21 protein-coding genes are annotated in these 24,686 nt (G+C 60.9%); 9 read left to right on the top strand and 12 right to left on the bottom strand.

Going from position 1 to position 24,686, the window contains the following annotated elements; translation table 11 throughout:
- Window positions 1-97: 97 nt before the first annotated feature.
- The 9 genes from AB4N53_RS09255 to gloB all read right to left on the bottom strand — a co-directional run bounded on the left by AB4N53_RS09255 (window position 98) and on the right by gloB (window position 14,138).
- Window positions 98-3,220 (bottom strand): hypothetical protein, encoded by a 3,123-nt coding sequence (locus AB4N53_RS09255; protein WP_460119990.1) that lies wholly within the window; start codon window positions 3,218-3,220, stop codon window positions 98-100.
- A gap of 150 nt (window positions 3,221-3,370) precedes the next feature.
- Entirely contained in the window at window positions 3,371-4,165 is a 795-nt protein-coding gene (gene fabI, locus AB4N53_RS09250) for an enoyl-ACP reductase FabI (RefSeq protein ID WP_014339032.1), read from the bottom strand.
- 19 nt (window positions 4,166-4,184) lie between these two features.
- Entirely contained in the window at window positions 4,185-5,795 is a 1,611-nt protein-coding gene (locus tag AB4N53_RS09245; protein WP_460119987.1) for an ABC transporter ATP-binding protein, read from the bottom strand.
- Between the two features lies 1 nt (window position 5,796).
- Entirely contained in the window at window positions 5,797-6,816 is a 1,020-nt protein-coding gene (locus AB4N53_RS09240) for an ABC transporter permease (RefSeq protein WP_016774153.1), read from the bottom strand.
- A gap of 1 nt (window position 6,817) precedes the next feature.
- Window positions 6,818-7,891, bottom strand: coding sequence for a microcin C ABC transporter permease YejB (locus tag AB4N53_RS09235; RefSeq protein WP_016774154.1), 1,074 nt, complete (start codon window positions 7,889-7,891; stop codon window positions 6,818-6,820).
- A gap of 4 nt (window positions 7,892-7,895) precedes the next feature.
- Window positions 7,896-9,737, bottom strand: coding sequence for an extracellular solute-binding protein (locus tag AB4N53_RS09230; RefSeq protein ID WP_460119985.1), 1,842 nt, complete (start codon window positions 9,735-9,737; stop codon window positions 7,896-7,898).
- Complete coding sequence (locus tag AB4N53_RS09225) at window positions 9,734-11,566, bottom strand: extracellular solute-binding protein (RefSeq protein ID WP_460119983.1); 1,833 nt, start codon at window positions 11,564-11,566, stop codon at window positions 9,734-9,736. Before AB4N53_RS09225 ends, AB4N53_RS09230 begins: the two co-directional genes overlap by 4 nt.
- 241 nt (window positions 11,567-11,807) lie before the next feature.
- Window positions 11,808-13,271: a transglycosylase SLT domain-containing protein gene (locus AB4N53_RS09220; protein WP_460119981.1), complete on the bottom strand. Its 1,464-nt coding sequence runs from the start codon at window positions 13,269-13,271 to the stop codon at window positions 11,808-11,810.
- 99 nt (window positions 13,272-13,370) lie between these two features.
- Window positions 13,371-14,138 (bottom strand): hydroxyacylglutathione hydrolase, encoded by a 768-nt coding sequence (gene gloB / locus AB4N53_RS09215; RefSeq protein WP_460119980.1) that lies wholly within the window; start codon window positions 14,136-14,138, stop codon window positions 13,371-13,373.
- A 66-nt stretch (window positions 14,139-14,204) separates the two neighbouring features.
- On the opposite strand from gloB, the gene AB4N53_RS09210 reads away from it, so the two are divergent.
- The 4 genes from AB4N53_RS09210 (at window position 14,205) to AB4N53_RS09195 (ending at window position 17,409) form a co-directional block, all read left to right on the top strand.
- A complete protein-coding gene (locus AB4N53_RS09210; protein ID WP_130888665.1) occupies window positions 14,205-14,963 on the top strand; it encodes a class I SAM-dependent methyltransferase in 759 nt (252 codons plus the stop codon).
- Between the two features lie 89 nt (window positions 14,964-15,052).
- On the top strand, window positions 15,053-15,523 hold the full coding sequence (gene rnhA / locus AB4N53_RS09205; RefSeq protein WP_007910572.1) for a ribonuclease HI: 471 nt from the start codon (window positions 15,053-15,055) through the stop codon (window positions 15,521-15,523).
- Window positions 15,524-15,737: 214 nt separating this feature from the next.
- Window positions 15,738-16,496, top strand: a complete 759-nt coding sequence (dnaQ, locus tag AB4N53_RS09200; protein ID WP_024012494.1) for a DNA polymerase III subunit epsilon — start codon at window positions 15,738-15,740, stop codon at window positions 16,494-16,496.
- 298 nt (window positions 16,497-16,794) lie between these two features.
- Window positions 16,795-17,409 (top strand): GNAT family N-acetyltransferase, encoded by a 615-nt coding sequence (locus AB4N53_RS09195; protein WP_460119978.1) that lies wholly within the window; start codon window positions 16,795-16,797, stop codon window positions 17,407-17,409.
- Here AB4N53_RS09195 and AB4N53_RS09190 read toward each other — a convergent pair.
- Window positions 17,375-18,268, bottom strand: a complete 894-nt coding sequence (locus tag AB4N53_RS09190; protein ID WP_460119976.1) for a LysR family transcriptional regulator — start codon at window positions 18,266-18,268, stop codon at window positions 17,375-17,377. The genes AB4N53_RS09195 and AB4N53_RS09190 overlap by 35 nt on opposite strands.
- Before the next feature lie 84 nt (window positions 18,269-18,352).
- Window positions 18,353-18,589 (bottom strand): hypothetical protein, encoded by a 237-nt coding sequence (locus AB4N53_RS09185; protein WP_434765961.1) that lies wholly within the window; start codon window positions 18,587-18,589, stop codon window positions 18,353-18,355.
- Between the two features lie 183 nt (window positions 18,590-18,772).
- On the opposite strand from AB4N53_RS09185, the gene AB4N53_RS09180 reads away from it, so the two are divergent.
- Window positions 18,773-19,330: an NADPH-dependent FMN reductase gene (locus tag AB4N53_RS09180; RefSeq protein ID WP_039763234.1), complete on the top strand. Its 558-nt coding sequence runs from the start codon at window positions 18,773-18,775 to the stop codon at window positions 19,328-19,330.
- Between the two features lie 150 nt (window positions 19,331-19,480).
- On the top strand, window positions 19,481-20,764 hold the full coding sequence (locus AB4N53_RS09175) for an arsenic transporter (protein ID WP_460119973.1): 1,284 nt from the start codon (window positions 19,481-19,483) through the stop codon (window positions 20,762-20,764).
- A gap of 115 nt (window positions 20,765-20,879) precedes the next feature.
- Here AB4N53_RS09175 and AB4N53_RS09170 read toward each other — a convergent pair whose 3' ends face one another.
- Complete coding sequence (locus tag AB4N53_RS09170; protein ID WP_460119971.1) at window positions 20,880-21,830, bottom strand: DUF1853 family protein; 951 nt, start codon at window positions 21,828-21,830, stop codon at window positions 20,880-20,882.
- Window positions 21,831-21,944: 114 nt separating this feature from the next.
- Here AB4N53_RS09170 and AB4N53_RS09165 point away from each other — a divergent pair, with 114 nt between their 5' ends.
- The 3 genes from AB4N53_RS09165 to AB4N53_RS09155 are packed head-to-tail and all read left to right on the top strand — an operon-like array spanning window position 21,945 to window position 24,672.
- Window positions 21,945-22,835, top strand: coding sequence for an NAD(+) kinase (locus AB4N53_RS09165; protein ID WP_041480619.1), 891 nt, complete (start codon window positions 21,945-21,947; stop codon window positions 22,833-22,835).
- A complete protein-coding gene (locus AB4N53_RS09160) occupies window positions 22,835-23,806 on the top strand; it encodes a metallophosphoesterase (protein ID WP_460119969.1) in 972 nt (323 codons plus the stop codon). The genes AB4N53_RS09165 and AB4N53_RS09160 overlap by 1 nt, the downstream gene beginning before the upstream one ends.
- Window positions 23,803-24,672, top strand: coding sequence for a rhomboid family intramembrane serine protease (locus tag AB4N53_RS09155; RefSeq protein WP_460119967.1), 870 nt, complete (start codon window positions 23,803-23,805; stop codon window positions 24,670-24,672). Before AB4N53_RS09160 ends, AB4N53_RS09155 begins: the two co-directional genes overlap by 4 nt.
- The last annotated feature ends 14 nt before the right edge of the window (window positions 24,673-24,686 follow it).

Genomic DNA, 24,686 nt, shown 5'->3' with positions numbered 1-24,686 from the left:
CCCGTCGGCGCTGAAGTCACAGACAAAATGCGATCGCGAGCAGGCTCACTCCTACGGGGTTCGACGGTGCTGATGTTCCAGCACAGTGCCCGCCAGGTCAGCGCTTGGGTGGACTCAGCTGCTGATAAAACGCCAGCCATTTTTCATGACAAGCTTCAGCATCCTTGAGCGCAGGCGCAATCAGCGCTTCGCGCAGAGCCTGCGCTTGATAGGCGTCGAACAGGTGCTGCACAGCGGTGCTGGCGATGGCGTTAACCTTGTTGGAAGCGAAGGTGTCGGGTACCGCGGTGCGGCTTTGTTTCGCCAGCGGTGCGCCTTGAATCTCCAGCTGAGTGATGAACCCTTTGCAGGTCGCGTTTGCACGTGGCGCGGTGCCTTGCCGATAGGCATCGGCATCGAACGGCAGCGATTTCGCCAGGTCTTCGGCTGATGACGGGGTGAGCAACGCGATGTCGACATCCCGACGCAACAGCACTTCATTCCTGCAGGTAAGGATTTCGAATACCCGGGTTGGCGTACCCTTCAGCACGGCAAGGATGGCAAAGGGCGCAACGGTGCCGGCCGTTGATGGGTCTGCGCTCGAGGACACTGGCCGCAGGGCGAGCAGTTGGAGGGTGTTGTCCTCGATGTCCGTGCGTTGCGCCAGCGGCAACCGGCAGAACGCTTCCTTGATCAGGGCGATATGGGCATCTTTCATTTGCTGCAGCCGAGTGCCGAGCGCTGCGTGGAAAAGGCTTGCCACGTTACTCAACCTGGCCAATGACGGAAGAATGGGCGCCAGTTGCAACTGCGCATTGCTGGAGCTCCAGCCTTGCATGGCGCCTGTCAGCTTCGCGGCCTGATGCAGTTCGCTCAGAGAATAAGACGTTGCCGGGCCATCATTGCTCGACGTTGCAAGGGACAGGACCTTGTCTTCGAGATGCGCATTGTCGGCGAACACTTTGCGCAGATCCGTTTGAGCAATGCTGGCCGGCGTTGCAAAGGCCATGAGAAATGCCCGGTGGTACAAACCGCGCATGAGCCGGTTGTGGTTGCGAAATACCTGATCAGCCTGGCTTAGCGCGGCGGCGTCATACCCCGTCTGCGGACATCCGGCGTTACGCGTCACCAAACCCCTGGCGACCGCCCAATCGAGAACGATCGAGGCGCATGCACCGCCGCGCAGGAATTTGTAGAAATCTGCAGGAGCCGGGCCTTTCACCAAGGCCCTGAGTTGTTCGGATGTCATCAGGCGCGCCACGCCAGGCAGACGGTTTTCGATATACAGCACGACCTGTTTCAACCTGACCCAGTTCACGCAACTCATGTACGCAATTGATGCAGGAATATCGCGCAGGAGAAATTCCGGCGCGATCCCTGACAACAGGAGATGGGTGGCCAGCGTCTTGTTTTTGATCTGCGCCAGTTGCGGTTGGTGGTCGATGAACCGTCTCACCTCGTCATAACGTTCGCCCCAGAAATAAGGGTCTTGCAGGCATTGGCCGATGATTCGGTGCAGGTCTGCACCGGCGCTCGGTTCCAGACTGAGAATCAGCGCCGCGAGCAACAGGCGGTCGCGGTTGGTCGCCACCAGCCGTTTGTTCTGGGCCGGCGGAGCGAGTTTTTTCAATAGCTGGTTGCCCAGTGTACGAGCGCGTGGCGTGATTAGGATTCGGCTGATCAGGTAGTCGGCCCTGGCCTTGAGCGTCGCGAGCGGCAAGTCGGTATCAACGCCTTCGCTCAGATAGTCGAACAACGGTACCGAGTCTTTGGGCAGAAACGTTTGGGTAGTCTCGATGATGATCTGGCGCTGCGCAGCGCTGAATCGAGCGGTCTGTCTGCCAGGCTGGCCGAGCAGATACCAATGGTTCATGTGCCCGGGGCGCATGTGCAGATTGATCTTGTCCCAGTGTGCGAAGGACAGCGCCTGCTGCGCTGTTTTCGGCAATGGCAGCTCGTAGAAGCGCAACATCTGCGCAAGCGTGACTTGTCCGTTGGAACGCAAGGCGCCGCCGGCTTTGCCAGCCTTGGCTTTGAGCTGGTCGCGATAGAGTTTCAAATCGGCGTGGTCTTCTACCTGCGCCGTCAATGTGACCCAGCCTTTCGCGCTGGCAGTGCCGATATGGCCCGATTCGGTCACCAGCAAGCGACTGTTCGCGGGCAAGCCATGCTGCTGCAGAATGGCCTGGAAATCGGCGTTTGCACTGAGTACTTGCAAGCCTCGCTGGCCGATTACCATCCACTCCGCCAGCGCAGACTCCGGATGAGGTTCGCTTGACTCCTCGTAATCGATCTTCGCCGTCGGCTCCTTGTTCCAGCTCAGCGCTTCGAGGCGGCGGACGATGTGCCGGGCGTCTTCCACGTCGGCAAAGTCCTCGCGATAGCGGCGGATGGGGTCGCCGGTCTGCACGTAATCGCTGACATAGGGCAATTCCGGCCAGCGCTGTTGTCGCAGGCGCTGCGCAAGCGCTTTGGCGGCTCGGGCATCTTCTGGCAATGGGAATTCATAACGACCGAGAAGCTCGCCCAGTTTTAGGCGCGGCCCTCTGACGGGAGCGGAGACAGAGTCCGAAGTGAGCGTCACCGGCGAGTCGAGAAAGCCGCGCTGCTCGAACGGATCGCTTGCCAGCAATACCTCATCGATTCGATCGGCGATGGCCTTGAAGTCCTCCAGTTGCGCGTTGCGCTCCTTGACCAGCGCTGAAGTCGTCTGGCCATTTTCATCGATAGCCGCCAGACCGCTGGTCTTCAACTCAGCAACGATCACTCGTGCCTGAATCGCGTTTTGCGGTTCCGGATAACCGTAGAACGCCAGCACCACACGCCGTGGAAAGCGATACAGCGGGTTGGCGGATTTCCCGCCGATATAAGGCAGCCCCAACCCCGCCGGATCGATACGTTCGGAGATCGACAGCAGCATTGGCGCCATCTGCCACCAGCCGGAATCATCTTCCAGAGTGAAGCTGCGAACGCCGGCGCTGCCGTTCGAGGGGATCTGCGCTTGCAAGGTGTCGCCCTTGATCTGCAGGGTATCCAGATCAATGTCGAAGCGGCTGGCCCAGTCGAGAAATTCGGGGCGTTCGAGGGCCGTCCAGTAAAGCTCCATCCATTCGCGCAGCAGGCACGGACGCGGAACCTCCAGCGAGCGTGCAGGCGTGGTGGCGCTGACCACCGGTACGGCGGTCAATTCCGCGATGAGATTCTGGATCAGTGTCTGTTCATGTACCGGTCTGTCGTTCATCTGCGCCTCCTTGGCGGCTGGTAAGCATTGAGCACCGAGTATCGAAGCCAGGGCAGGGCGGTTGGCGGTACATATGTAGTGATCCGAGGTTTTCTGCAGGCATAAAAAAACCCGCCAGAAGCGGCGGGTTTTTTATCGGCTACAGGAAGATCACTCTTCGATGTTGCCCATCGCGGTGGTGTTGAAGCCGCCGTCGACGTACATGATTTCACCGCTGATGCCCGACGCCAGGTCGGAGCACAGGAAGGCGCCGGCGTTGCCGACTTCTTCGATGGTGACGTTGCGGCGCAGCGGCGTTTGCGCTTCGTTGGCGGCCAGCATCTTGCGGAAGTTCTTGATGCCGGAGGCGGCCAGGGTGCGGATCGGGCCAGCCGATACGCAGTTGACGCGGGTGCCGTCCGGACCGAGGGAACCGGCCAGGTAACGGACGCCGGCTTCCAGCGAAGCCTTGGCCATGCCCATCACGTTGTAGTTCGGCATGGTGCGCTCGGCGCCCAGGTACGACAGGGTCAGCAGGCTGCCGTTGCGGCCTTTCATCATTTCGCGGCCGGCTTTGGCCAGGGCCACGAAGCTGTAGGCGCTGATGTCGTGAGCAATGCGGAAACCTTCACGGGTGGTGGCTTCGGTGAAGTCGCCGTCCAGTTGGTCGCCCGGGGCGAAGCCGACGGAGTGCACGATGCAGTCCAGGCCGTCCCACTTCTTGCTCAGTTGTTCGAAGACCTTGGCGATTTCTTCATCGCTGGCCACGTCGCATGGGAAGCACAGCTCAGGGCTCGAACCCCAGCCTTGTGCGAACTCTTCGACGCGACCCTTGAGTTTGTCGTTCTGATAAGTGAAGGCAAGCTCAGCGCCCTCGCGATGCATGGCGGCGGCGATGCCGGATGCGATGGACAGCTTGCTGGCGACACCGACGATCAGTACGCGCTTACCGGCGAGAAAACCCATGTGTTGCTCCTCTTTCAGGTTATTGCGCAGCGGCTGGTGCCAGAAAAGCGGCTTCCAGCAACTGCTGTGTATACGGATGTTGGGGGGCGGCAAAGATACTTTGCGCGTCTCCCTGTTCGACCACTTGGCCATGCTTGACCACCATCAGCTGGTGGCTCAGCGCTTTGACGACAGCCAGGTCATGGCTGATGAACAAATACGTCAGGTTGTACTTGGCTTGCAGTGAACGCAACAGCTCCACCACTTGCCGCTGCACCGTGCGGTCGAGCGCCGAAGTCGGCTCGTCCAGCAGGATCAGCGCCGGTTTCAGCACCAGGGCCCGGGCAATGGCGATTCGCTGCCGTTGCCCACCGGAAAATTCGTGGGGGTAGCGGTGCCGGGTTTCCGGATCCAGACCTACCTCCTTCAATGCCGCAATAATCGCCGCTTCCTGTTCGGCGGCGGTGCCCATCTTGTGTATCCGCAGGCCTTCGCCAACGATGTCATTGACGCACATGCGCGGGCTCAGGCTGCCAAACGGGTCCTGAAACACCACCTGCATTTCCCGCCGCAGCGGGCGAACTTCACTCTGCGTCAGGCAGTCTAGCTGCTTGCCTTCAAAGCGGATCGCGCCTTTGCTGCCGATCAGCCGCAAAATCGCCAGACCAAGGGTGGATTTGCCGGAACCGCTTTCGCCGACGATCCCCAGGGTCTGGCCCTGAGGCAGGCTGAAATTGATGCCATCCACTGCCTTGACGTAATCCACCGTGCGCTTGAGCAGGCCTTTCTTGATCGGGAACCAGACTTTCAGGTCCTCGACTTCGAGCAGCGGCGCGCCGATTTCATTGCTCGCCGGGCCGCCGCTGGGCTCCGCGCCGAGCAATTCCCGAGTGTACGGATGCTGCGGCGAACGGAACAGCTCTGCGCACGATGCCTGTTCGACGATGCAACCGCGCTGCATGACACATACGCGATGCGCAATTCTTCGCACCAGGTTCAAATCGTGACTGATCAGTAGCAGCGACATGCCCAATCGAGCCTGAAGTTCCTTGAGCAAATCGAGGATTTTCAGCTGAACGGTCACGTCCAGCGCGGTGGTCGGTTCGTCGGCAATCAGCAATTCCGGCTCGTTGGCCAGGGCCATGGCGATCATTACCCGCTGGCGCTGACCGCCGGACAATTCATGGGGCAGGGCCTTGAGGCGCTTGTGCGGCTCGGGAATGCCGACCATCTCCAGCAGCTCCAAAGTGCGCTTTGTCGCGACTTTGCCGCTGAGGCCCTTGTGGATGCCGAGCACTTCGTTGATCTGCTTCTCGATCGAGTGCAGCGGATTGAGCGAAGTCATCGGCTCCTGAAAAATCATGGCGATGCGGTTGCCACGGATGTGGCGGATGGTCTTCTCGCTCAAATTCAGCAGGTTTTGCCCGGCGTAATTGATGCTGCCGGCCGGATGCCGCGCCATGGGGTAGGGCAACAGGCGCAGGATCGAATGCGCCGTCACCGATTTGCCCGAGCCCGATTCGCCGACCAGCGCCAGGGTCTCGCCGCGCTTGATGTCGAAGCTCACACCCTCGACCACACGGTGTACCCGCTCGCCGAAACCGAATTCGACGGCGAGGTCACGCACTTCGATCAGATTATCCTGATTCATTTCACTTCCTCGGGTCGAAGGCATCGCGAGCGGACTCGCCGATAAACACCAGCAGACTCAACATCAGCGCCAGCACGGCAAACGCGCTCATGCCCAGCCACGGCGCCTGCAGGTTGGATTTGCCCTGGGCGACCAGTTCGCCCAGCGACGGGCTGCCCGCCGGCAAGCCGAAACCGAGGAAGTCCAGCGCGGTGAGGGTGCCGATGGCGCCAGTGAGGATGAACGGCATGAAGGTCATGGTCGAGACCATGGCGTTGGGCAGGATGTGGCGGAACATAATCGCGCCGTTCTGCATGCCCAGCGCGCGGGCGGCGCGCACGTATTCCAGATTGCGGCCACGCAGGAACTCTGCGCGCACCACGTCGACCAGGCTCATCCACGAGAACAGCAGCATGATGCCCAGCAGCCACCAGAAATTCGGCTGGACGAAACTGGCGAGGATGATCAGCAGGTACAGCACCGGCAGCCCCGACCAGATCTCGAGAAAACGCTGCCCGGCCAGATCGACCCAGCCGCCGTAGAACCCCTGTAGCGCCCCGGCAATCACGCCGATGATCGAGCTCAGCACGGTCAAGGTCAGCGCAAACAGCACGGAAATGCGGAAACCGTAGATCACCCGCGCCAACACGTCGCGGCCCTGATCGTCGGTGCCCAGCAGGTTGTCCGCCGAAGGTGGCGCCGGGGCCGGGACTTTCAGGTCGTAGTTGATGCTCTGGTAGCTGTAGGGGATCGGTGCCCACAGAATCCACGCGTCCTTGGCCTTGAGCAGCTCACGGATGTACGGACTCTTGTAGTTGGCTTCCAGCGGGAATTCGCCACCGAAGGCGGTTTCCGGGTAGCGCTTGATCGCCGGGAAATACCAGTTGTTGTCGTAATGCACGACCAGCGGTTTGTCGTTGGCAATCAGCTCGGCGCCCAGGCTCAGGCCGAACAGAATCAGGAACAGCCACAGCGACCACCAGCCACGCTTGTTGGCCTTGAACAGTTCGAAGCGCCGGCGGTTGAGAGGGGACAGGTTCATCTCAATGCTCTCTGCTTGCAAAGTCGATACGCGGATCGACAAAGGTGTAGGTCAGGTCGCCGATCAGTTTCACCACCAGCCCGAGCAGGGTGAAGATGAACAGGGTGCCGAACACCACCGGGTAATCGCGGTTGATCGCCGCCTCGAAACTCATCAGGCCGAGGCCGTCGAGGGAGAAAATCACTTCCACCAGCAACGAGCCGGTGAAGAAAATGCCGATGAACGCCGAAGGAAAACCGGCAATCACCAGCAGCATGGCGTTGCGGAACACGTGGCCGTAGAGCACGCGATGGCGGGTCAGGCCTTTGGCTTTGGCGGTCACCACGTACTGCTTGTTGATTTCGTCGAGGAAACTGTTCTTGGTCAACAGGGTCATGGTCGCGAAGTTGCCGATCACCAGCGCGGTGACTGGCAGTGCCAGGTGCCAGAAGTAATCGAGGATCTTGCCGCCCAGGCTCAGCTCATCGAAGTTGTTGGAAGTCAGCCCGCGCAGGGGGAACCAGTCCAGATAACTGCCGCCGGCAAACACCACGATCAGCAGGATCGCAAACAGAAACGCCGGGATCGCATAGCCGACGATAATCGCCGAACTGGTCCAGACGTCGAAGTGGCTGCCGTGCCGCGTGGCCTTGGCGATCCCCAGCGGGATCGACACCAGGTACATGATCAGCGTGCTCCACAGCCCCAGCGAGATTGACACCGGCATCTTTTCCTTGATCAGGTCGATGACCTTGGCGTCGCGGAAGAAACTGTCGCCGAAATCCAGCTGCGCGTAGTTCTTGACCATGATCCACAGACGTTCCGGGGCCGATTTGTCGAACCCGTACATGTGCTCGATTTCCTTGATCAGCGCCGGGTCCAGGCCCTGCGCGCCACGGTAGGACGAACCGGCCACCGCCACCTCGGCACCGCCGCCGGCAATCCGGCTGGTGGCGCCTTCGAAACCTTCGAGCTTGGCGATCATCTGCTCGACCGGCCCGCCGGGCGCGGCCTGGATGATCACGAAGTTGATCAGCAGGATGCCGAACAGGGTCGGGATGATCAGCAGCAGTCGCCGAAAGATATACGCCAGCATCTGATTACTCCGTGCCCGCAGGGTCGGCTTGCAGTTGGGTTTCGACTTCTACGGCAGGCTTGGCGTCAGGCTTGACCCACCAGGTGTTGATGCCGATGTCGTACTTGGGCGAGGTTTTCGGGTGGCCGATGTGGTTCCAGTAGGCCACGCGCCAGCTCTTGATGTGCCAGTTGGGCACCACGTAGTAGCCCCATTGCAGTACGCGATCCAGCGCGCGGGCGTGGGCCACCAGACTTTTGCGCGAGTCGGCGTTGATCAGGCTCTCCACCAGTTGGTCAACGGTCGGGTCTTTCAGGCCCATGCTGTTGCGGCTGCTCGGTTTGTCGGCGGCGGCGCTCATCCAGTATTCGCGCTGCTCGTTGCCCGGCGAGTTGGATTGCGGAAAGCTGCCGACCATCATGTCGAAGTCCCGCGAGCGCACGCGGTTGATGTACTGCGAGACGTCGACGCGGCGGATCACCAGATCGATGCCGAGGTCGCTGAGGTTGCGCTTGAACGGCAGCAGCACGCGTTCGAACTCGGTCTGGGCGAGGAGGAATTCGATCACCACCGGTTTGCCCGTGGCATCGACCATTTTGTCGTCGACGATCTTCCAGCCGGCCTCTTGCAGCAGTTGATACGCCTCGCGCTGCTGGGTGCGAATCATGCCGCTGGCGTCGGTCCTGGGATTTTCAAAGGCTTCGCTGAACACCTGGGCCGGCAGTTTGCTGCGGAACGGCTCGAGGATCGTTCGTTGTTCGGCGTCCGGCAGGCCGGTGGCGGCCATTTCCGAGTTCTCGAAGTAACTGCGAGTGCGCACGTAGGCGCCGTTGAACAATTGCTTGTTGGTCCATTCGAAATCGAACAGCAGGCCCAGCGCCTGACGCACGCGCACATCCTGGAATACCGGACGGCGCAGGTTGAAGACGAAGCCCTGCATGCCGGTCGGGTTGCTGTTGGGGATCAGTTCCTTGATCAAACGGCCCTCGGTGACCGCCGGAACGTTATACGCGCTGGCCCAGTTCTTCGCAGTCATCTCCAGCCAGTAATCGAACTGCCCGGCCTTCAGCGCTTCGAGGGCGACGGTGTTGTCGCGGTAGTAATCGGTGGTCATCGTGTCGAAATTGTAAAAGCCACGGTTGACCGGCAAGTCCTTGCCCCAGTAATCCTTGACCCGTTCGTAACGTACCGAACGCCCGGCCTTCACTTGGGTGACCTTGTACGGGCCGCTGCCCAGCGGGATTTCCAGATTGCCCTTGTTGAAGTCGCGACTGGCCCACCAGTGTTTCGGCAGGACCGGCAACTGGCCGAGGATCAGCGGCAGCTCGCGGTTGTTGCTGTGCTTGAACTTGAACAGCACTTTCAGCGGGTCTTCGGCGACGGCTTCGGCGACGTCGTTGTAGTAGCCGCGAAACATCGGCGAGCCTTCCTTGGTCAGCGTCTCGAAGCTGAACACCACGTCTTCGGCACGCACCGGATGGCCGTCGTGGAAGCGTGCCTCCGGGCGCAGGTAGAAGCGCACCCAGCTGTTGTCGTCGGCTTTTTCGATCTTGCTGGCAATCAGGCCATACTCGGTGAACGGCTCGTCGAGGCTGTGTTTGGTCAGGGTGTCGTAGATCTGGCCGATGTCATCGGCGGGCACGCCTTTGTTGATGAACGGGTTGAGGCTGTCGAAGCCGCCGAACCCGGCCTGGCGGAACACGCCACCCTTGGGCGCATCGGGATTCACGTAGTCGAAATGCTTGAAGTCGGCCGGGTATTTCGGCGGCTCGTTGTACAGGGTCACGGCGTGTTGCGGGGCGGCCCAGGCCAGCCCGGCGAACAGCAAGCCGCCGGCCTGCACGAGCAGGGTGCGAACAGCGTTCATCGATCTTTCTCCGAAGACTTCAGCCACCATGCGCTCAGGCCCAGGGTGTAGGGCGGCGTGGTGACAAAGGCCAACCGGTTGCGGTAGGCCAGACGGTGATAATTGAGGTACCAGTTGGGAATGCTGTAGTGCTGCCAGAGCAGCACGCGGTCGAGCGCCTTGCCGGCGGCGACCTGCTCGTCGCGGGTGCGCGCGGCGAGCAGTTGTTCGAGCAGGTGATCGACCACCGGATTGGTGATGCCCGCGTAATTCTTGCTGCCCTTGACGTTCACCTGGCTGGAATGGAAGTACTGCCACTGCTCGAGGCCCGGGCTTAAGGTCTGGCCGAGGGTCATCGAGATCATGTCGAAATCGAATTGGTCGAGGCGCTGTTTGTACTGGGCGCGATCGACGGTACGCAGGCGCGCGTCGATGCCGATGCTGTTGAGGTTCTCGATGTACGGCTGATAGAGGCGCTCCAGGCTCGGATTGACCAGCAGCAGTTCGAAGCGCAGCGGTTGGCCGTCAGCGTTCTGCAAGCGCTGGCCGTGGAGTTTCCAGCCGGCTTCGGCGAGCAGGGCGACGGCCTTGCGCATGGTCTCGCGCGGGATGCCACGGCCGTCGGTTTTCGGCAGGGTGAACGGCTCGGTGAACAGCCTGGCCGGGAGCTGATCCTTGTACGGCTTGAGCATCAGCCATTCATGCCCGACCGGCAGGCCCGAGGCGGTGAATTCGCTGTTGGGGTAGTAACTGGTGGTGCGTTGATATGCATCGCTGAACAACGCGCGGTTGGTCCACTCGAAGTCGAACATCAGGCCCAGCGCCTCGCGAGTCTTGACGTCCGAGAACGTCGCGCGGCGGGTGTTCATGAACAGGCCCTGCGTCTGGGTCGGGATCTGATGCGGGATCTGCGTTTTGATGACATCGCCACGACGTACGGCAGGGAAGTTGTAGCCGTTGACCCAGTTCTTCGCCTGATGCTCGATGTAGATGTCGAACTCACCGGCCTTGAACGCTTCGAAGGCCACATCGCTGTCGCGGTAGAACTCGACTTCCATGCGATCGAAATTGTACTTGCCGCGATTGACCGGCAGGTCCTTGCCCCAGTAATCCTTGACCCGCTCGAAAATCAGCTGCCGCCCCGGCGTGACTGAAGTGATGCGGTACGGCCCGCTGCCCAGCGGCGGCTCGAAGGTGGTGGCCTTGAAGTCGCGGTCTTTCCAGTAATGCTGAGGCAGTACCGGGAGCTCGCCCAGGCGCAGGATCAGCAGCGGGTTGCCCGAGCGCTTGAACACGAAACGGATGCGCTGTTTGTTGAGGATGTCGACCCGCAGCACTTCCTGCAGGGCAGTGCGATACAGCGGATGACCGTCCTTGAGCAGCGTTCGATAGGAGAACGCTACGTCGTAGGCGGTGATCGGCACGCCGTCGTGGAACCGTGCTTCAGGACGCAAATTGAACACCACCCAGCTGCGATCTTCGCTGTACTCGACCGATTGCGCGATCAAACCGTAACTCGACGCTGGCTCGTCGCCGGAGGGCGAGTATTGCCCGGTGCCGACCATCAGCGGCTCGTTGAGCTCGTTGATGCCGTACTGGAGGAAATTGGCGGTGGTGACCGGGCTGGTGCCCTTGAAGGTATACGGGTTGACCGTATCGAAGGTGCCAAACGCCATCACCCGCAACGTACCGCCCTTGGGCGCTTGCGGGTTAACCCAGTCGAAGTGGGTAAATCTGGCCGGGTACTTGAGCGTGCCGAACTGCGCATAACCATGACTTTCGGTAATCGTCGCGCTTGCGGGTGAGCTCAAGGCCAGGCTGATCAGGAGCAGGGAGAGGGCACGCTTCAAGTCAGATCCGATCCAGCGGCTTGGGCTTTGTGGGCCGTACAGTAACAGCTTGTCTGGACAGGAAAAAGATGCGGGTTAATGCCGTGTTAATCGCTTTCGATTGCATTTGCTTTTGGTGGGAGCAGGCTTGCTCGCGAATGCGGTCGGTCGGTTGCATATACAGGTGACTGATACACCGCATTCGCGAGCAAGCCCGCTCCCACAAAAGAAAAAGCCCCTGAATTCTCAGAGGCTCCCTCAATCAATGTGGCTGGTAAACCGTGAGCATCTGCCCCGGCTTCAACGCCTTGCCCGCACCGGGATTCCAACGCTTGAGATGTTGCATCTCGACGTTGAACCGCTTGGCCACCACGTACAAGGTGTCGCCGCGCTTGACCTTGTACTGGGTCTGCTGCTTGCTCTCGTCCTTGCCTTTGGTCTTGCTATTCGCCGCGACCACGGTGTTGACCCGGCCGGACTTGCGCGCCGGGGCACGCTTGGTGTTGTCCTGCATGACCAGAGTCTGGCCGACCTTGAGATTCTTGCCGGTCAGCTTGTTCCAGCGCTGCAGATCCTTGACTTCAACCTTGTTGGCCTTGGCGATGGAGCCAAGGTTGTCGCCACGCTTGACCCGATAGGCGCGTTTGAGCTGCGCCACTTCAGACGGATCGGCGCCTTCGAACACCGGTTTCAGCGAGCGCGGGCTGATCAGTTCGTCCGGGCGCATGGTCTGCAGACTGGCGGTCAGCAGTTGCGCCTTGGACGTCGGCACCAGCAAATGCTGCGGGCCGTCGATGGTGGTGCGCTGTTTGAACGCCGGGTTGAGCTGGAACAGTTCGTCTTCATCGATGTTGGCCACCGCAGCGACCTTGGACAGGTCCATGCGCTGGTTGATTTCGACGACCTGGAAGTACGGTTCGTTGGCGATCGGGTTGAGGTTGACGCCGTAGGCTTCCGGCGCCAGTACCACTTGCGACAGTGCCAGCAATTTCGGCACATAGGCCTGGGTTTCCGCCGGCAGCGGCAGGTTCCAGTAGTCGGTGGGCAGGCCGAGCTTTTCGTTGCGCTCGATCGCCCGGCTGACCGTGCCTTCACCGGCGTTGTAGGCGGCCAGAGCCAGCAGCCAGTCACCGTTGAACATGTCGTGCAGGCGAGTCAGGTAATCCATCGCAGCGGTGGTCGAGGCGGTGATGTCGCGACGACCATCGTAGAAACGCGTCTGGCGCAGGTTGAAGTAACGCCCGGTGGACGGAATGAATTGCCACAGGCCCACCGCATCGGCGCGGGAATAGGCCATCGGGTTGTACGCGCTCTCGATGACTGGCAGCAGGGCCAGTTCCAGCGGCATGTTGCGCTCTTCGAGGCGTTCGACAATGTAATGAATGTAGAGACTGCCGCGTTCGCCGGCATTCTCGAGGAAAGAGGGGTTACTGGCGAACCACAGCCGTTGTTGCTCGATGCGCGGATTGACGCCAAGGCCTTCCTGCAACTGGAAGCCCTGGCGCATGCGTTCCCAGATGTCCTGGGGCGCTACGGGAGTGGGCTTCTCGGTCAGCCAGATCGGCTTCTGCTTGGCTCGCGCAGCAATGTTCGGCGTGTGCGTCGCTTCAGTCTGCGGAGCGTGACTGGAACAGCCCGCCAGCGTGGCGGACACAGCCACCGCGATGGCTTGCGCCAGGCGGGTCAAAGCATCTGAATTGACGGACTTACGTATGGATGACGACATTGGCTGGAAGTAAGTTCCGGGCAAAAATGTCGGGCGATTCTAGAAAGCGCACCCCCTGCGGTCAACCATTGAGAATTTATGCCCCCGCCGACGCGGTCGTCAGAACGTGTCTTTCCATGCCCGCAGAGCCGCAAAAACCTCACTCGGCGCCCGGTTTTGAGCGCCTTCCCGTTCGTCCACTTTTTGTGTAACCAATGTTTCAGAAGTGCGTAAAAACGGATTGGTGAGCTTTTCCAGGGCCAGAGTCGACGGCAGGGTCATCACGCCGTTCTGCCGTTGCTCAGTGACCTTTTCCAGACGAGCGGCGACGTCCGGATTGCGCGGCTCGACGGCGGCGGCAAACTTCAGATTGCTCAAGGTGTATTCATGGGTGCAGTAGACCAGCGTATCTTCCGGCAGGGCCGCGAGCCGGCTGAGCGAGTGATGCATCTGCTCGGGCGTGCCTTCGAACAGCCGGCCGCAACCGGCGGCGAACAGGGTATCGCCGCAGAACAGCAGGCCATGGTGGTAATAAGCAATGTGTCCCAAAGTGTGACCGGGCACCGCATAGACGTCGAAGTCCCAGCCGAGCACGCTGACGGTGTCGTTGTCCTTGAGCGCTACGTCGCGCGCTGGAATGCGTTCGCTGGCCGGCCCGTAGACCTTGGCGCCAGTCGCGGCTTTCAGAAGCTCGACACCGCCGACGTGGTCGTGGTGATGGTGGGTGATCAGAATGTCGCTGAGCACCCAGCCCGGATGCGCGTCAAGCCACGCCTGCACCGGGGCGGCGTCGCCCGGATCGACCACCGCGCAGCGCTGGGTCTGGTGATCCTGTAACAACCAGATGTAGTTGTCGGTGAACGCGGGCAGGGCACTGATCTGTATCATCGTCGGAATTCGCCAAGCGGAAAACATTGGCGCATCTTAGTAGTTCCTGGCGCGTTGGAGAATGACATGACCGATAAAGCGTTCGCTCAGGCCGATCCCGACTGGCTGGCATTGATCAGCGCCGCCCGCGAATGGCTGTCGGGGCCGCTCGGGCAATTTCTGCTGGATGAAGAGCGGCGCATGCTCGACGACGAGCTCGGCCGGTTCTTCGGCGGTTATCTGGTGCATTACGGGCCGTCCGCCGAAACCCCACCGGCCGCGCCTCAAGTGCAGCGCAACGTGCGTCTCGGCGCGCCGTTGCCCGGGGTCGAGATCGTCTGCGAAGAGCAGGCGTGGCCGTTGAGCGAGCACGCCGCCGACGTAGTGGTGATGCAGCATGGCCTGGATTTCTGCCTGTCGCCCCACGGTTTGCTGCGTGAAGCTGCGAGCAGCGTGCGCCCCGGCGGGCACCTGCTGATCATCGGCATCAACCCCTGGAGCACTTGGGGGCTGCGGCATTTCTTCGCCAATGATGCCCTGCGCAAGGCGCGCTGCATCTCGCCCTCGCGGGTCGCCGACTGGCTCAATCTGCTGGGCTTCGCGCTGGAGAAACGCCGCTTCGGGTGCTATCGTCCGCCGCTCGCGTCGCCCAAGTGGCAGCACCGTCTGGCCGGCTGGGAACGCAAGGCCGGGGACTGGCAGCTGTCCGGCGGTGGCTTCTATTTACTGGTGGCGCGCAAGATCGTGGTGGGGCTCAGGCCCTTGCGCCAGGAGCGCCGCGAGCCGATGGGCAAGCTGATTCCGCTGCCGATGGCCAAGGTCAACCGCCGCCGCATCGAACCATAAACCCTCTTTATTTGTGGCCGGGCTTGTCCCGGCCACGGTCACTGTCGATCCGTGATTGGCAGGACAGGCATTTTTCTGGAAAGACTGGCATGAGCGAAAGTGTGGAAAGCGTCGACACCGTGGAACTGTTCACCGATGGCGCCTGCAAGGGCAACCCCGGCCCTGGTGGCTGGGGCGCGCTGCTGGTGTGCAAGGGCGTCGAAAAGGAACTGTGGGGCGGCGAGGCCAATACCACCAACAACCGCATGGAACTGCTCGGCGCGATTCGTGGCCTCGAAGCACTCAAGCGTCCCTGCGAAGTGCTGCTGGTCACCGACTCGCAATACGTGATGAAAGGCATCAACGAGTGGATGGCCAACTGGAAGAAGCGCGGCTGGAAGACTGCTGCGAAAGAGCCGGTGAAGAATGCCGATCTGTGGAAAGAGCTGGACGAGCAGGTCAACCGCCACAAAGTCACCTGGAAATGGGTGCGCGGACACATTGGCCATCACGGTAACGAGCGGGCTGACCAGTTGGCTAACCGTGGGGTGGATGAGGTTCGCGGTTACAAGCAGAGCTGATTTCGCTTATGAACCGTGGCGCTGCCATTCGCGAGCAGGCTCGCTCCCACATTGGAATGCATTCCCCTGTAAGAGCTGCCGAAGGCTGGGATCTTTTGATCTTGTTGTAGGAAAAATCAAAAGATCGCAGCCTTCGGCAGCTCCTACAGGGTTCGAGTCCAGCGTGTTAACATCCGCGCTTTTGCACGATTGACCCGTTGAGAGCTGAGCACTGATGGCCACCAGATCCGTTGTACTCGATACCGAAACCACCGGCATGCCGGTGACCGATGGTCACCGGATCATTGAAATCGGTTGCGTCGAACTGATCGGTCGGCGCTTGACCGGCCGGCATTTCCACGTGTATCTGCAACCGGATCGCGAGAGCGACGAGGGTGCGATCGGTGTGCACGGCATCACCAACGAATTCCTCGTCGGCAAGCCGCGCTTTGCCGAAGTCGCCGACGAGTTCTTCGAGTTCATCCAGGGCGCACAGCTGATCATCCACAACGCGGCGTTCGACGTTGGCTTCATCAACAACGAATTCGCCTTGATGGGCCAGCACGATCGCGCTGACATCACCCAGCATTGCACGATCCTCGACACCCTGATGATGGCCCGGGAACGTCACCCGGGCCAGCGCAACAGCCTCGACGCGTTGTGCAAACGCTATGGGGTCGACAACTCCGGCCGTGAACTGCACGGCGCCTTGCTCGACTCGGAGATTCTCGCCGACGTCTACCTGACCATGACCGGCGGCCAGACCAGCCTGTCGCTGGCCGGCAACGCCTCCGACGGCAATGGTACGGGCGAGGGCGCGGACAACTCGGCCACGGAGATCCGTCGTCTGCCGGTCGATCGCCAGCCAGCGCGCATCATCCGTGCGACCGAAGAAGAACTGGCGGCGCATCTGGTGCGGCTGGAGATCATCGCCAAATCAGCGGGGGCGCCGGCGTTGTGGACGCAGATTGCCGAGGCTGATGCGCAGGCCTGAAAACCTGAAGATCAAAGATCAAAAGATCGCAGCCTTCGGCAGCTCCTACGGGGATTGCATTCCATAGTAGGGACCGGCAAGGCAGCGATTTTTTGCGTTTGGCGACATGGAGCCAAGTTGCCACTCTCGCCACATTCGTCGCAACCCTCTACCCTGAGTGCACTGGTCAGGTGCAAATCTGCCGCCTCAGGACACTGAGCCTCATGTACAAAGAGTTGAAATTTGCGCTGGCAATCATCCATCGCGACAGCAAGGTCGACACTGTCGGCTGCGTCAAGGAATGAGGACTTTTCCCAGTATGCAACCGGTCATGAATCCGAAATACCCAGGGTTGTCGGTGCGCGTCGCCGATGAAGGTTTCGCGCCGTATATCTGGGGCAGTGACTTCAGTTTCGAGGTCACCGCCTATGGTGCTGCCGCGATCGGCAAACCGGTCGAGCAGTGGCCGGTGACGCCAATCGTGCCGTACCGCAAGTGCTACGGCATCGATCCGGAAGAGTTCAGCGCCTTTCACAACGCGCCCGACAGTGCGATTTTCATGGCGTATCTGGACGACGAGCCGGTCGGCCATCTGGTGATCAGTACCAACTGGAACGGTTTTGCCCACATCGATGAATTGGCCGTGCATGCCCCGGCCCGGCGCCATGGCGTGGCCAAGGCGTTGCTTGATGTGGCGCAGTTCTGGAGTCGCAAGAAGAAGCTGCCGGGCATCATGCTCGAAACCCAGAACAACAACCTCGGCGCCTGTCGTCTGTATGAGCGTTGTGGTTATGTGATCGGCGGCATCGACCAGTTGCGCTATCGCGGCATTGATGCGCACACCGCCGAAGTCGCCTTGTTCTGGTATCGCCTGTTCGACAATCCGCTGGAAAAACCACTCAGCTCGACAACATCGCCTCGGCTTGTTCCGTGACGATGGCCAGCAGTGCCTGAATCGCCGCCGACGGCGCGGTATGTTTGAACGTCAGGGCATAGAGGCAAATCGGCACCGCCGGTGACAGGGGGCAGACGTCCAGGCCACCGGCGCGGGCGCCCAGAGCGGTGAAGGGGTCGACGATGGCCAGACCTTCGCCGGCCTCGACCATGCTGCGCATCATCTGATGGGTCTGCACGCGGGTCTGAATGCTTGGCGCCGGGTGCAAGGCCTGGAGCTTGTTTTCCAGCGCCGGGCTGAGCGGATCCTGACCTTCGAGACCGACCATGGCCTGACCCGCCAGATCTGCCAGGGATATGTATTTCTGCTTGGGTTGCAGCCAGCCGTGCGGGGCGAGCAATTGCAGCTTGCCTTGGGCCAGCGGTTGGCAGTGGATATCGGGATGTTCGGGATCGTGCAGGCTCAGGCCCAGATCGCTTTCGCGTAGTAGCAGGCTGCGGACGATGTCGCGAGTCGGCGCGCTGAGCAGGCTGCAAGGTGCGTCGGGCAAGCGTCGGCGCAGGGTCGCAAGACTTTGTGGCAGTAATTGTTGGGCCAGCGGCGGGGTGCCGATGATGCGCAAGGGTGGGGCGAGGTATTGCTTGAGGCTGCTGGCCAGCCGCTGCACCGGCTCCAGCGCCTCATAGACATGCGCGATTTCCACCTGCAGGGCGCGCGCTTCGGGGGTCGATTGCAGGCGCCCGCGAACGCTGGCAAACAGCATGAACCCCAGCTGACTCTCGGCTTCGCGCAAACGCTCTTCGACCTCGGTCACCGGCAATTGCAGCCATTCGGCGGCGGTGCCCAGGTGACCGGTCTGCAAGAGCGCCTGAATCACTTCGATGTGGCGTAAACGCATGCGTGAAGTCCATGTTCAGCAGTGGGGTCAGAGGCTGAATCCTACCCCAAGTCTGCACACAAGACTTCTGCTCATAACACAGGGTTATTGAGCAACGATTGGCTCAGGTTCACGGATCAGGGTTATGCCCGACTGAACCAGCAGGTACTCGCTGTCGCTGACCTTGTTGATACGGTCGCCGATAGCCAATTTGTAGGTGGTGACGGGCTCCGAGCCGGTGAAACCGTCTGCAGACGGGTTCGATTCCTGGAATTCATGCACGGAATAAACGCGGCCTTCCGCATCTCTTGCATGAAACTGACCGACGAGTACTGCTGCCATCTGCTTAAAACCTCTGGAGATAAAACGCTTGATTTGCGGCTTTGTAGACCGTCACCAAGCTCGGTAAGTTTTCTTACAGGAAAAAAATATTCCTCACGCAGGAAAAACCATTGACCACTGGTGAAAGCGTCACTGGATCATCTATAACTAGCGACTCTTCCCACGGACCATCGAGAGTCTTCCATGAGCAATGTCTACAACGTCGCCGTAGTGGTCGGTAGCCTGCGCAAAGCATCGATCAATCGCAAAGTCGCACTGGCCCTCGCCGAACTGGCACCGGCCAATCTCAAGCTCGAGATTGTCGAAATCGGTGAACTGCCGCTGTACAACGAAGACATCGACGGCGATTCTCCGCCCGCAGCCTACAGCACTTTCCGTCAGAAAGTGGCGTCATCCGACGCGGTGCTGTTTGTAACCCCTGAGTACAACCGTTCGATCCCGGCGCCGTTGAAGAACGCCATCGACGTCGGCTCGCGCCCTTATGGCCAGAGCGCGTGGAGTGGCAAGCCTGGCGCGGTGATCAGCGTATCGCCAGGCGCCATCGGCGGCTTCGGCGCCAACCAGCACCTGCGCCAGACTTTTGTTTTCCTCGATATTCACTGCCTGCAACAGCCGGAAGCGTATCTGGGCGGTGCGGGCAACGCGTTTGATGAAGCGGGCAAGCTGAGCGATTCGGTGAAGCCGTTCCTGCAGAAATTCATCGATGCGTACGGCCAGTTCGTCGAGCAACACAAGAAATAACCGCATACACCAAACAAATGTGGGAGCGGGCTTGCTCGCGAATGCACTGTGTCAGACAAAAAATTGCTGTCTGACACAGCGCATTCGCGAGCAAGCCCGCTCCCACATTTTGATTTTCATTCCATTTTCGATATTTGAAGGCTCCTGCGAATGCTCGCTGCGTCACTGATTTTCCTGCTGACCATCACCCTCGTCATCTGGCAACCCAAAGGTCTCGGCGTCGGCTGGAGTGCAACGTTGGGCGCCGTGCTGGCGTTGATTTTTGGCGTTGTGCACCTCACGGATATCCCGCTGGTCTGGCAGATCATCTGGAACGCAACCGGCACCTTCGTGGCGCTGATCATCATCAGCCTGTTGCTCGACGAGGCTGGCTTCTTCAATTGGGCAGCGCTGCATGTGGCGCGCTGGGGCCGGGGCAGTGGGCGCAAGCTGTTTGCCTTCATGGTGCTGCTCGGTGCGCTGGTCTCGGCGCTGTTCGCCAATGACGGCGCGGCGCTGATTCTCACGCCCATCGTGATCTCAATGCTGCTGGCGCTGCGATTCTCCCCGGCGGCGACGCTGGCCTTCGTCATGGGCGCCGGGTTCATTGCCGACACGGCGAGCCTGCCGCTGGTGGTGTCGAACTTGGTCAACATCGTTTCGGCGGACTTCTTCCACATCGGCTTCAATCGCTACGCCGCAGTGATGGTGCCGGTCAATTTCGTCAGCGTTGCGGCGACGTTGGGCATGTTGCTGTGGTTCTTTCGCCGCGATATTCCAGCGGCTTACGACCCGGAACAATTGGAAAATCCGCAAACCGCAATCCACGACAAGGCCACGTTCTATGCTGGTTGGGCGGTGTTGGTGATCCTCTTGATCGGCTGCTTCGCACTTGAACCGCTGGGCATTCCGATCAGCGCCATTTCCGCCGTGTGCGCCGCGTTGCTGCTGGGCATTGCCGCGCGGGGCCACAAGATCTCCACGCGCAAGGTGATGAAAGAAGCGCCGTGGCAGATCGTGATTTTCTCGCTGGGCATGTACCTGGTGGTGTATGGCCTGCGCAATGCCGGGCTCACCAGTTATCTCGCTGGTTGGCTGGACGTGTTCGCTGAGCACGGTGTATGGGGCGCGGCCATGGGCACCGGGGTGCTGACGGCGCTGCTGTCGTCGATCATGAACAACTTGCCGACGGTGTTGATCGGCTTGCTGTCGATTGATGCCAGTCAGGCCAGCGGGGTGATCAAGGAAGCAATGATCTACGCCAACGTGATCGGCAGCGACCTGGGGCCGAAGATTACCCCGATTGGCAGTCTGGCGACGTTGTTGTGGCTGCATGTGCTGGAGCGCAAGGGCATCCACATTGGCTGGGGTTATTACTTCCGCGTCGGGATTGTGCTGACCGTGCCGGTGTTGCTGGTGACGTTGGCGGCACTGGCGGTGCGGTTGTGCATATAGACCGCGTTGCTCTTTTTGCGAGCAGGCTCGCTCCCATAGGGATCGCATTCCACATTTGAAATGCATTCTCTGTGGGAGCGAGCCTGCTCGCGAATTGGGTCAGGCACCACAAATCTCAGGCTTGGCCGGGCACATTCGGCCAAAGATCCGCCACCAGAAACAGCCGCTCAGCCTCTTCCCATTCGCCTCGGGCATTCTCGCTCAGGCGCACCATCAGCTGCGCCGGGGCCAGTGCTGGCAGGTCTTCCAGCCACAAACGCAAATCCTCATCCGCCCAGACCTGCTCCGCCGGGTAATGCGCCGGCGCGAGCCAGGCGTGGCGGGGCAGGGGTTGCCAGCGCCCGGGCGGCCGCTGCGCGACAAACGCCGGCCAGTCCTTCTGATGCAGCCAACTGCCACGCAGATGTTGCGGATGCGCGCCGTGCGGTGAATCCGCTTGCCCGGGCCACGGATACAGCAGATAACCGCCCAGCCACAATTGCGCACTGAACGTCTCGATATCCAGCGCTGCGAGCACTTCGCGGCTTTCCGGGCGCGCCGAGATCGGCAATTGATGTTCGGCCAGATGCGCCAGTTTGCGATCCAGCCGATCATGACAACCCGGTCCCAGCCACTGCGCCGGATCGCGGCCATCGCCTGCCTGCGGGCCAAGGTAGAGCTTGATTGCCAGTTCCAGATGATGCACGCCGTCGCGGTCACGCAGGAGCATGTCGAGTTCGCCGAGGGTGTGCCCGGCGCGGCGGATCGGCAGGTTGGCGGCGATCAGTTCGATGCCCGGCGCATGCTCCACGGCGAACTGCCACAGACGCTCGTAATACAGACCCAGACGCCGGGTGCGCGCCTGCGCCAGCCATTGCAGCAGGCCGTAACTGTCGCGGTCGAGCTCGCGCAGCCAGTGTTCGAGACGCTGCGGGTCGTGCACCCAGTCGCTGCCAGCCAGCGGATGGCGCTGTGGCCACGGCGTGGCGGCGAGCATCGGCGGCGCGAGGATGACCCACGCCAGGTCCCGCACTTCGGGATGGCGTAATTGATGAGGCAACTGCAACAGGTCGGGAAAGAGGATCATCTTGCGAGCATAGCCTTAAACCTGAGCCCGCCCTTGAGGCTGAAAGGATTTTGTCTATCTGGCGCTTTCGCCCATAATCGGGTTTTCGCGTTTTCGATTGTCCGCAGAGGTCCCATGGAGCAATTTCGTAATATCGGCATCATCGGTCGCCTGGGCAGTTCCCAGGTGCTGGATACCGTCCGCCGACTGAAACGCTTTCTGCTCGACCGTCACCTGCATGTGATCCTCGAAGACACCATCGCTGAAGTCCTGCCCGGCCACGGCCTGCAAACCTCGTCGCGCAAGATGCTTGGCGAAGTCTGCGACATGGTCATCGTCGTCGGCGGTGACGGCAGCCTGCTCGGCGCCGCGCGGGCGCTGGCCAGACATAATATTCCGGTGCTGGGCATCAACCGTGGCAGCCTCGGCTTCCTCACCGATATTCGCCCCGACGAGCTGGAAATCAAGGTCGCCGAAGTGCTCGACGGCCACTATCTGGTGGAAAACCGCTTCCTGCTGCAAGCCGAAGTGCGTCGCCATGGCGAGGCCATCGGCCAGGGCGATGCGCTCAACGACGTGGTGCTGCACCCGGGCAAATCGACGCGGATGATCGAATTCGAGCTGTACATCGACGGCCAGTTCGTCTGCAGTCAGAAGGCCGACGGCCTGATCGTCGCCACGCCCACCGGCTCCACTGCCTACGCCTTGTCTGCCGGCGGGCCGATCATGCATCCCAAGCTCGACGCTATTGTGATTGTGCCGATGTACCCCCATACCTTGTCGGGACGGCCGATCGTGGTCGATGGCAACAGTGAGCTGAAAATCGTCGTGTCCAAAGATATGCAGATCTACCCGCAGGTTTCCTGCGACGGCCAGAACCACTTCACCTGCGCACCGGGCGACACCATCACCGTGAGCAAGAAAGCGCAGAAGCTGCGCCTGATTCATCCGCTCGATCACAATTACTACGAGGTGTGCCGCACCAAGCTTGGCTGGGGCAGCAAGTTGGGAGGCGGAGGCGACTGATGCTCGATCCCGCGCGCAGTTACGACCTGATCGGTGACGTGCACGGATGCGCTCTGACCCTCGAACACTTGCTGGACCGTCTCGGTTATCACAAGCAGGGCGGGGTCTGGCGCCATCCGTCACGCATGGCAGTGTTCGTCGGCGACATCATCGACCGTGGCCCGCGCATTCGCGAGGCGCTGCACATCGTCCATGACATGGTCGAGGCGGGGCAGGCGCTGTGCATCATGGGCAACCATGAATTCAACGCGCTCGGCTGGGTAACTCCGGCGCCACCAGGCAGCGGCAAGCAGTTCGTGCGCGAACACACCAAACGCCATGCACGGCTGTTGCAGGAAACCCTGACTCAATTTGAAGACCATCCCGGCGACTGGCATGACTTCCAGCAATGGTTCTACGAGCTGCCGCTGTTCGTCGATGCCGGTCGTTTTCGCGTGGTGCATGCGTGCTGGGATGCCGGGCTTATCGAGCCGTTGCGGGCGTTGTTCCCCAATGGCTGCGTCGATGAGCACTTCCTCCAGGCCTCGGCCGTTCCGGGCAGCTTCGCCTGCACCGTGTTCGACCGCTTGCTGCGCGGCACTGACATGCGGCTGCCGGGCGGCTTGACCATGACCAGCGGCGACGGTCTGGTGCGTTCGTTCTTCCGCACCAAGTTCTGGGAAGACGACCCGAAAACCTACGGCGACATCGTCTTCCAGCCCGATGCATTGCCGGAACCTGTCGCGCAGACGCCGCTGACTTCAAGCGAAAAGAATTCTTTGCTGCGCTATGGCGTCGACGAGCCGTTGCTGTTCGTCGGCCACTACTGGCGCAGCGGCAAACCGGCGCCGATCCGCCCGAACCTCGCGTGCCTGGATTACAGTGCGGTGCTCTACGGCAAACTGGTGGCCTATCGTCTGGATCAGGAAACGCGTCTGGATCCGCAAAAATTCGTCTGGGTCGATGTCGAGCGGCCGGAGGTGCTGCAATGAGTGCGATAGCGGTATTGCGCCTGCCGTTGGCGGTGGATTTGAGCGGTTTCGTCAAACTGCTGCAACGCATGCAAGTGCCCCATCGGGTCAGTGAAGAGGCGGGCGAGCAGGTGTTGTGGGCGCCGGAGGAAATCAGCGAGGACGTGCGTTCGCTGTACGAGCGCTTCCCGGCCGGCGATCCGGATCAGCAACTCGACATTCCCGCAGGCCAGACCTTCAAACGACCAGGCTTCGCCGAACAGCTGAAACACGCCAAAGCCACCGGGTTCATTATGCTGTTGAGCCTGATCGTCGGTGGCTTGACCTTTCTCGGCGAAAACCTGGAAACGCTGCGCTGGCTGACCTTCCTCGATTTCCGCGTGATCGGCGAGTACATCCATTTCACGCCGCTGGCCGACAGTCTGGCGGCAGGGCAGTGGTGGCGGCTGGTCACGCCGATGCTGATCCACTTCGGCATTCTCCATCTGGCCATGAACGGCATGTGGTACTGGGAGCTGGGGCGGCGCATCGAGTCGCGCCAGGGCAGCATCAACCTGATCGGCCTGACGCTGCTGTTCAGTCTGGTGTCCAACTACGCGCAGTTCGTCTGGAGCGGCCCGAGCCTGTTCGGCGGTCTGTCCGGCGTGCTTTACGGCTTGCTCGGACATTGCTGGATCTTCCAGCTGCTGGCGCCGAACCCGGCCTATCGCCTGCCGCGCGGGGTACTGGTGATGATGCTGGTGTGGCTGGTGGTGTGCATGTCCGGGCTGATCTCGCTGATCGGTTTCGGCCAGATCGCCAACGCCGCGCACCTGAGCGGGTTACTCATCGGATGCTTCACCGGTTTGTTGGGCGGTTTGTATAACCGCCGTAAACTGGCCGTCTAAAATTTTTTGTTTCA

The organism is Pseudomonas sp. H3_E04, assembly GCF_054668915.1.
The sequence above is the reverse complement of the archived record's forward strand: the minus strand, read 5'-3'. Positions and strand labels throughout refer to the sequence as shown.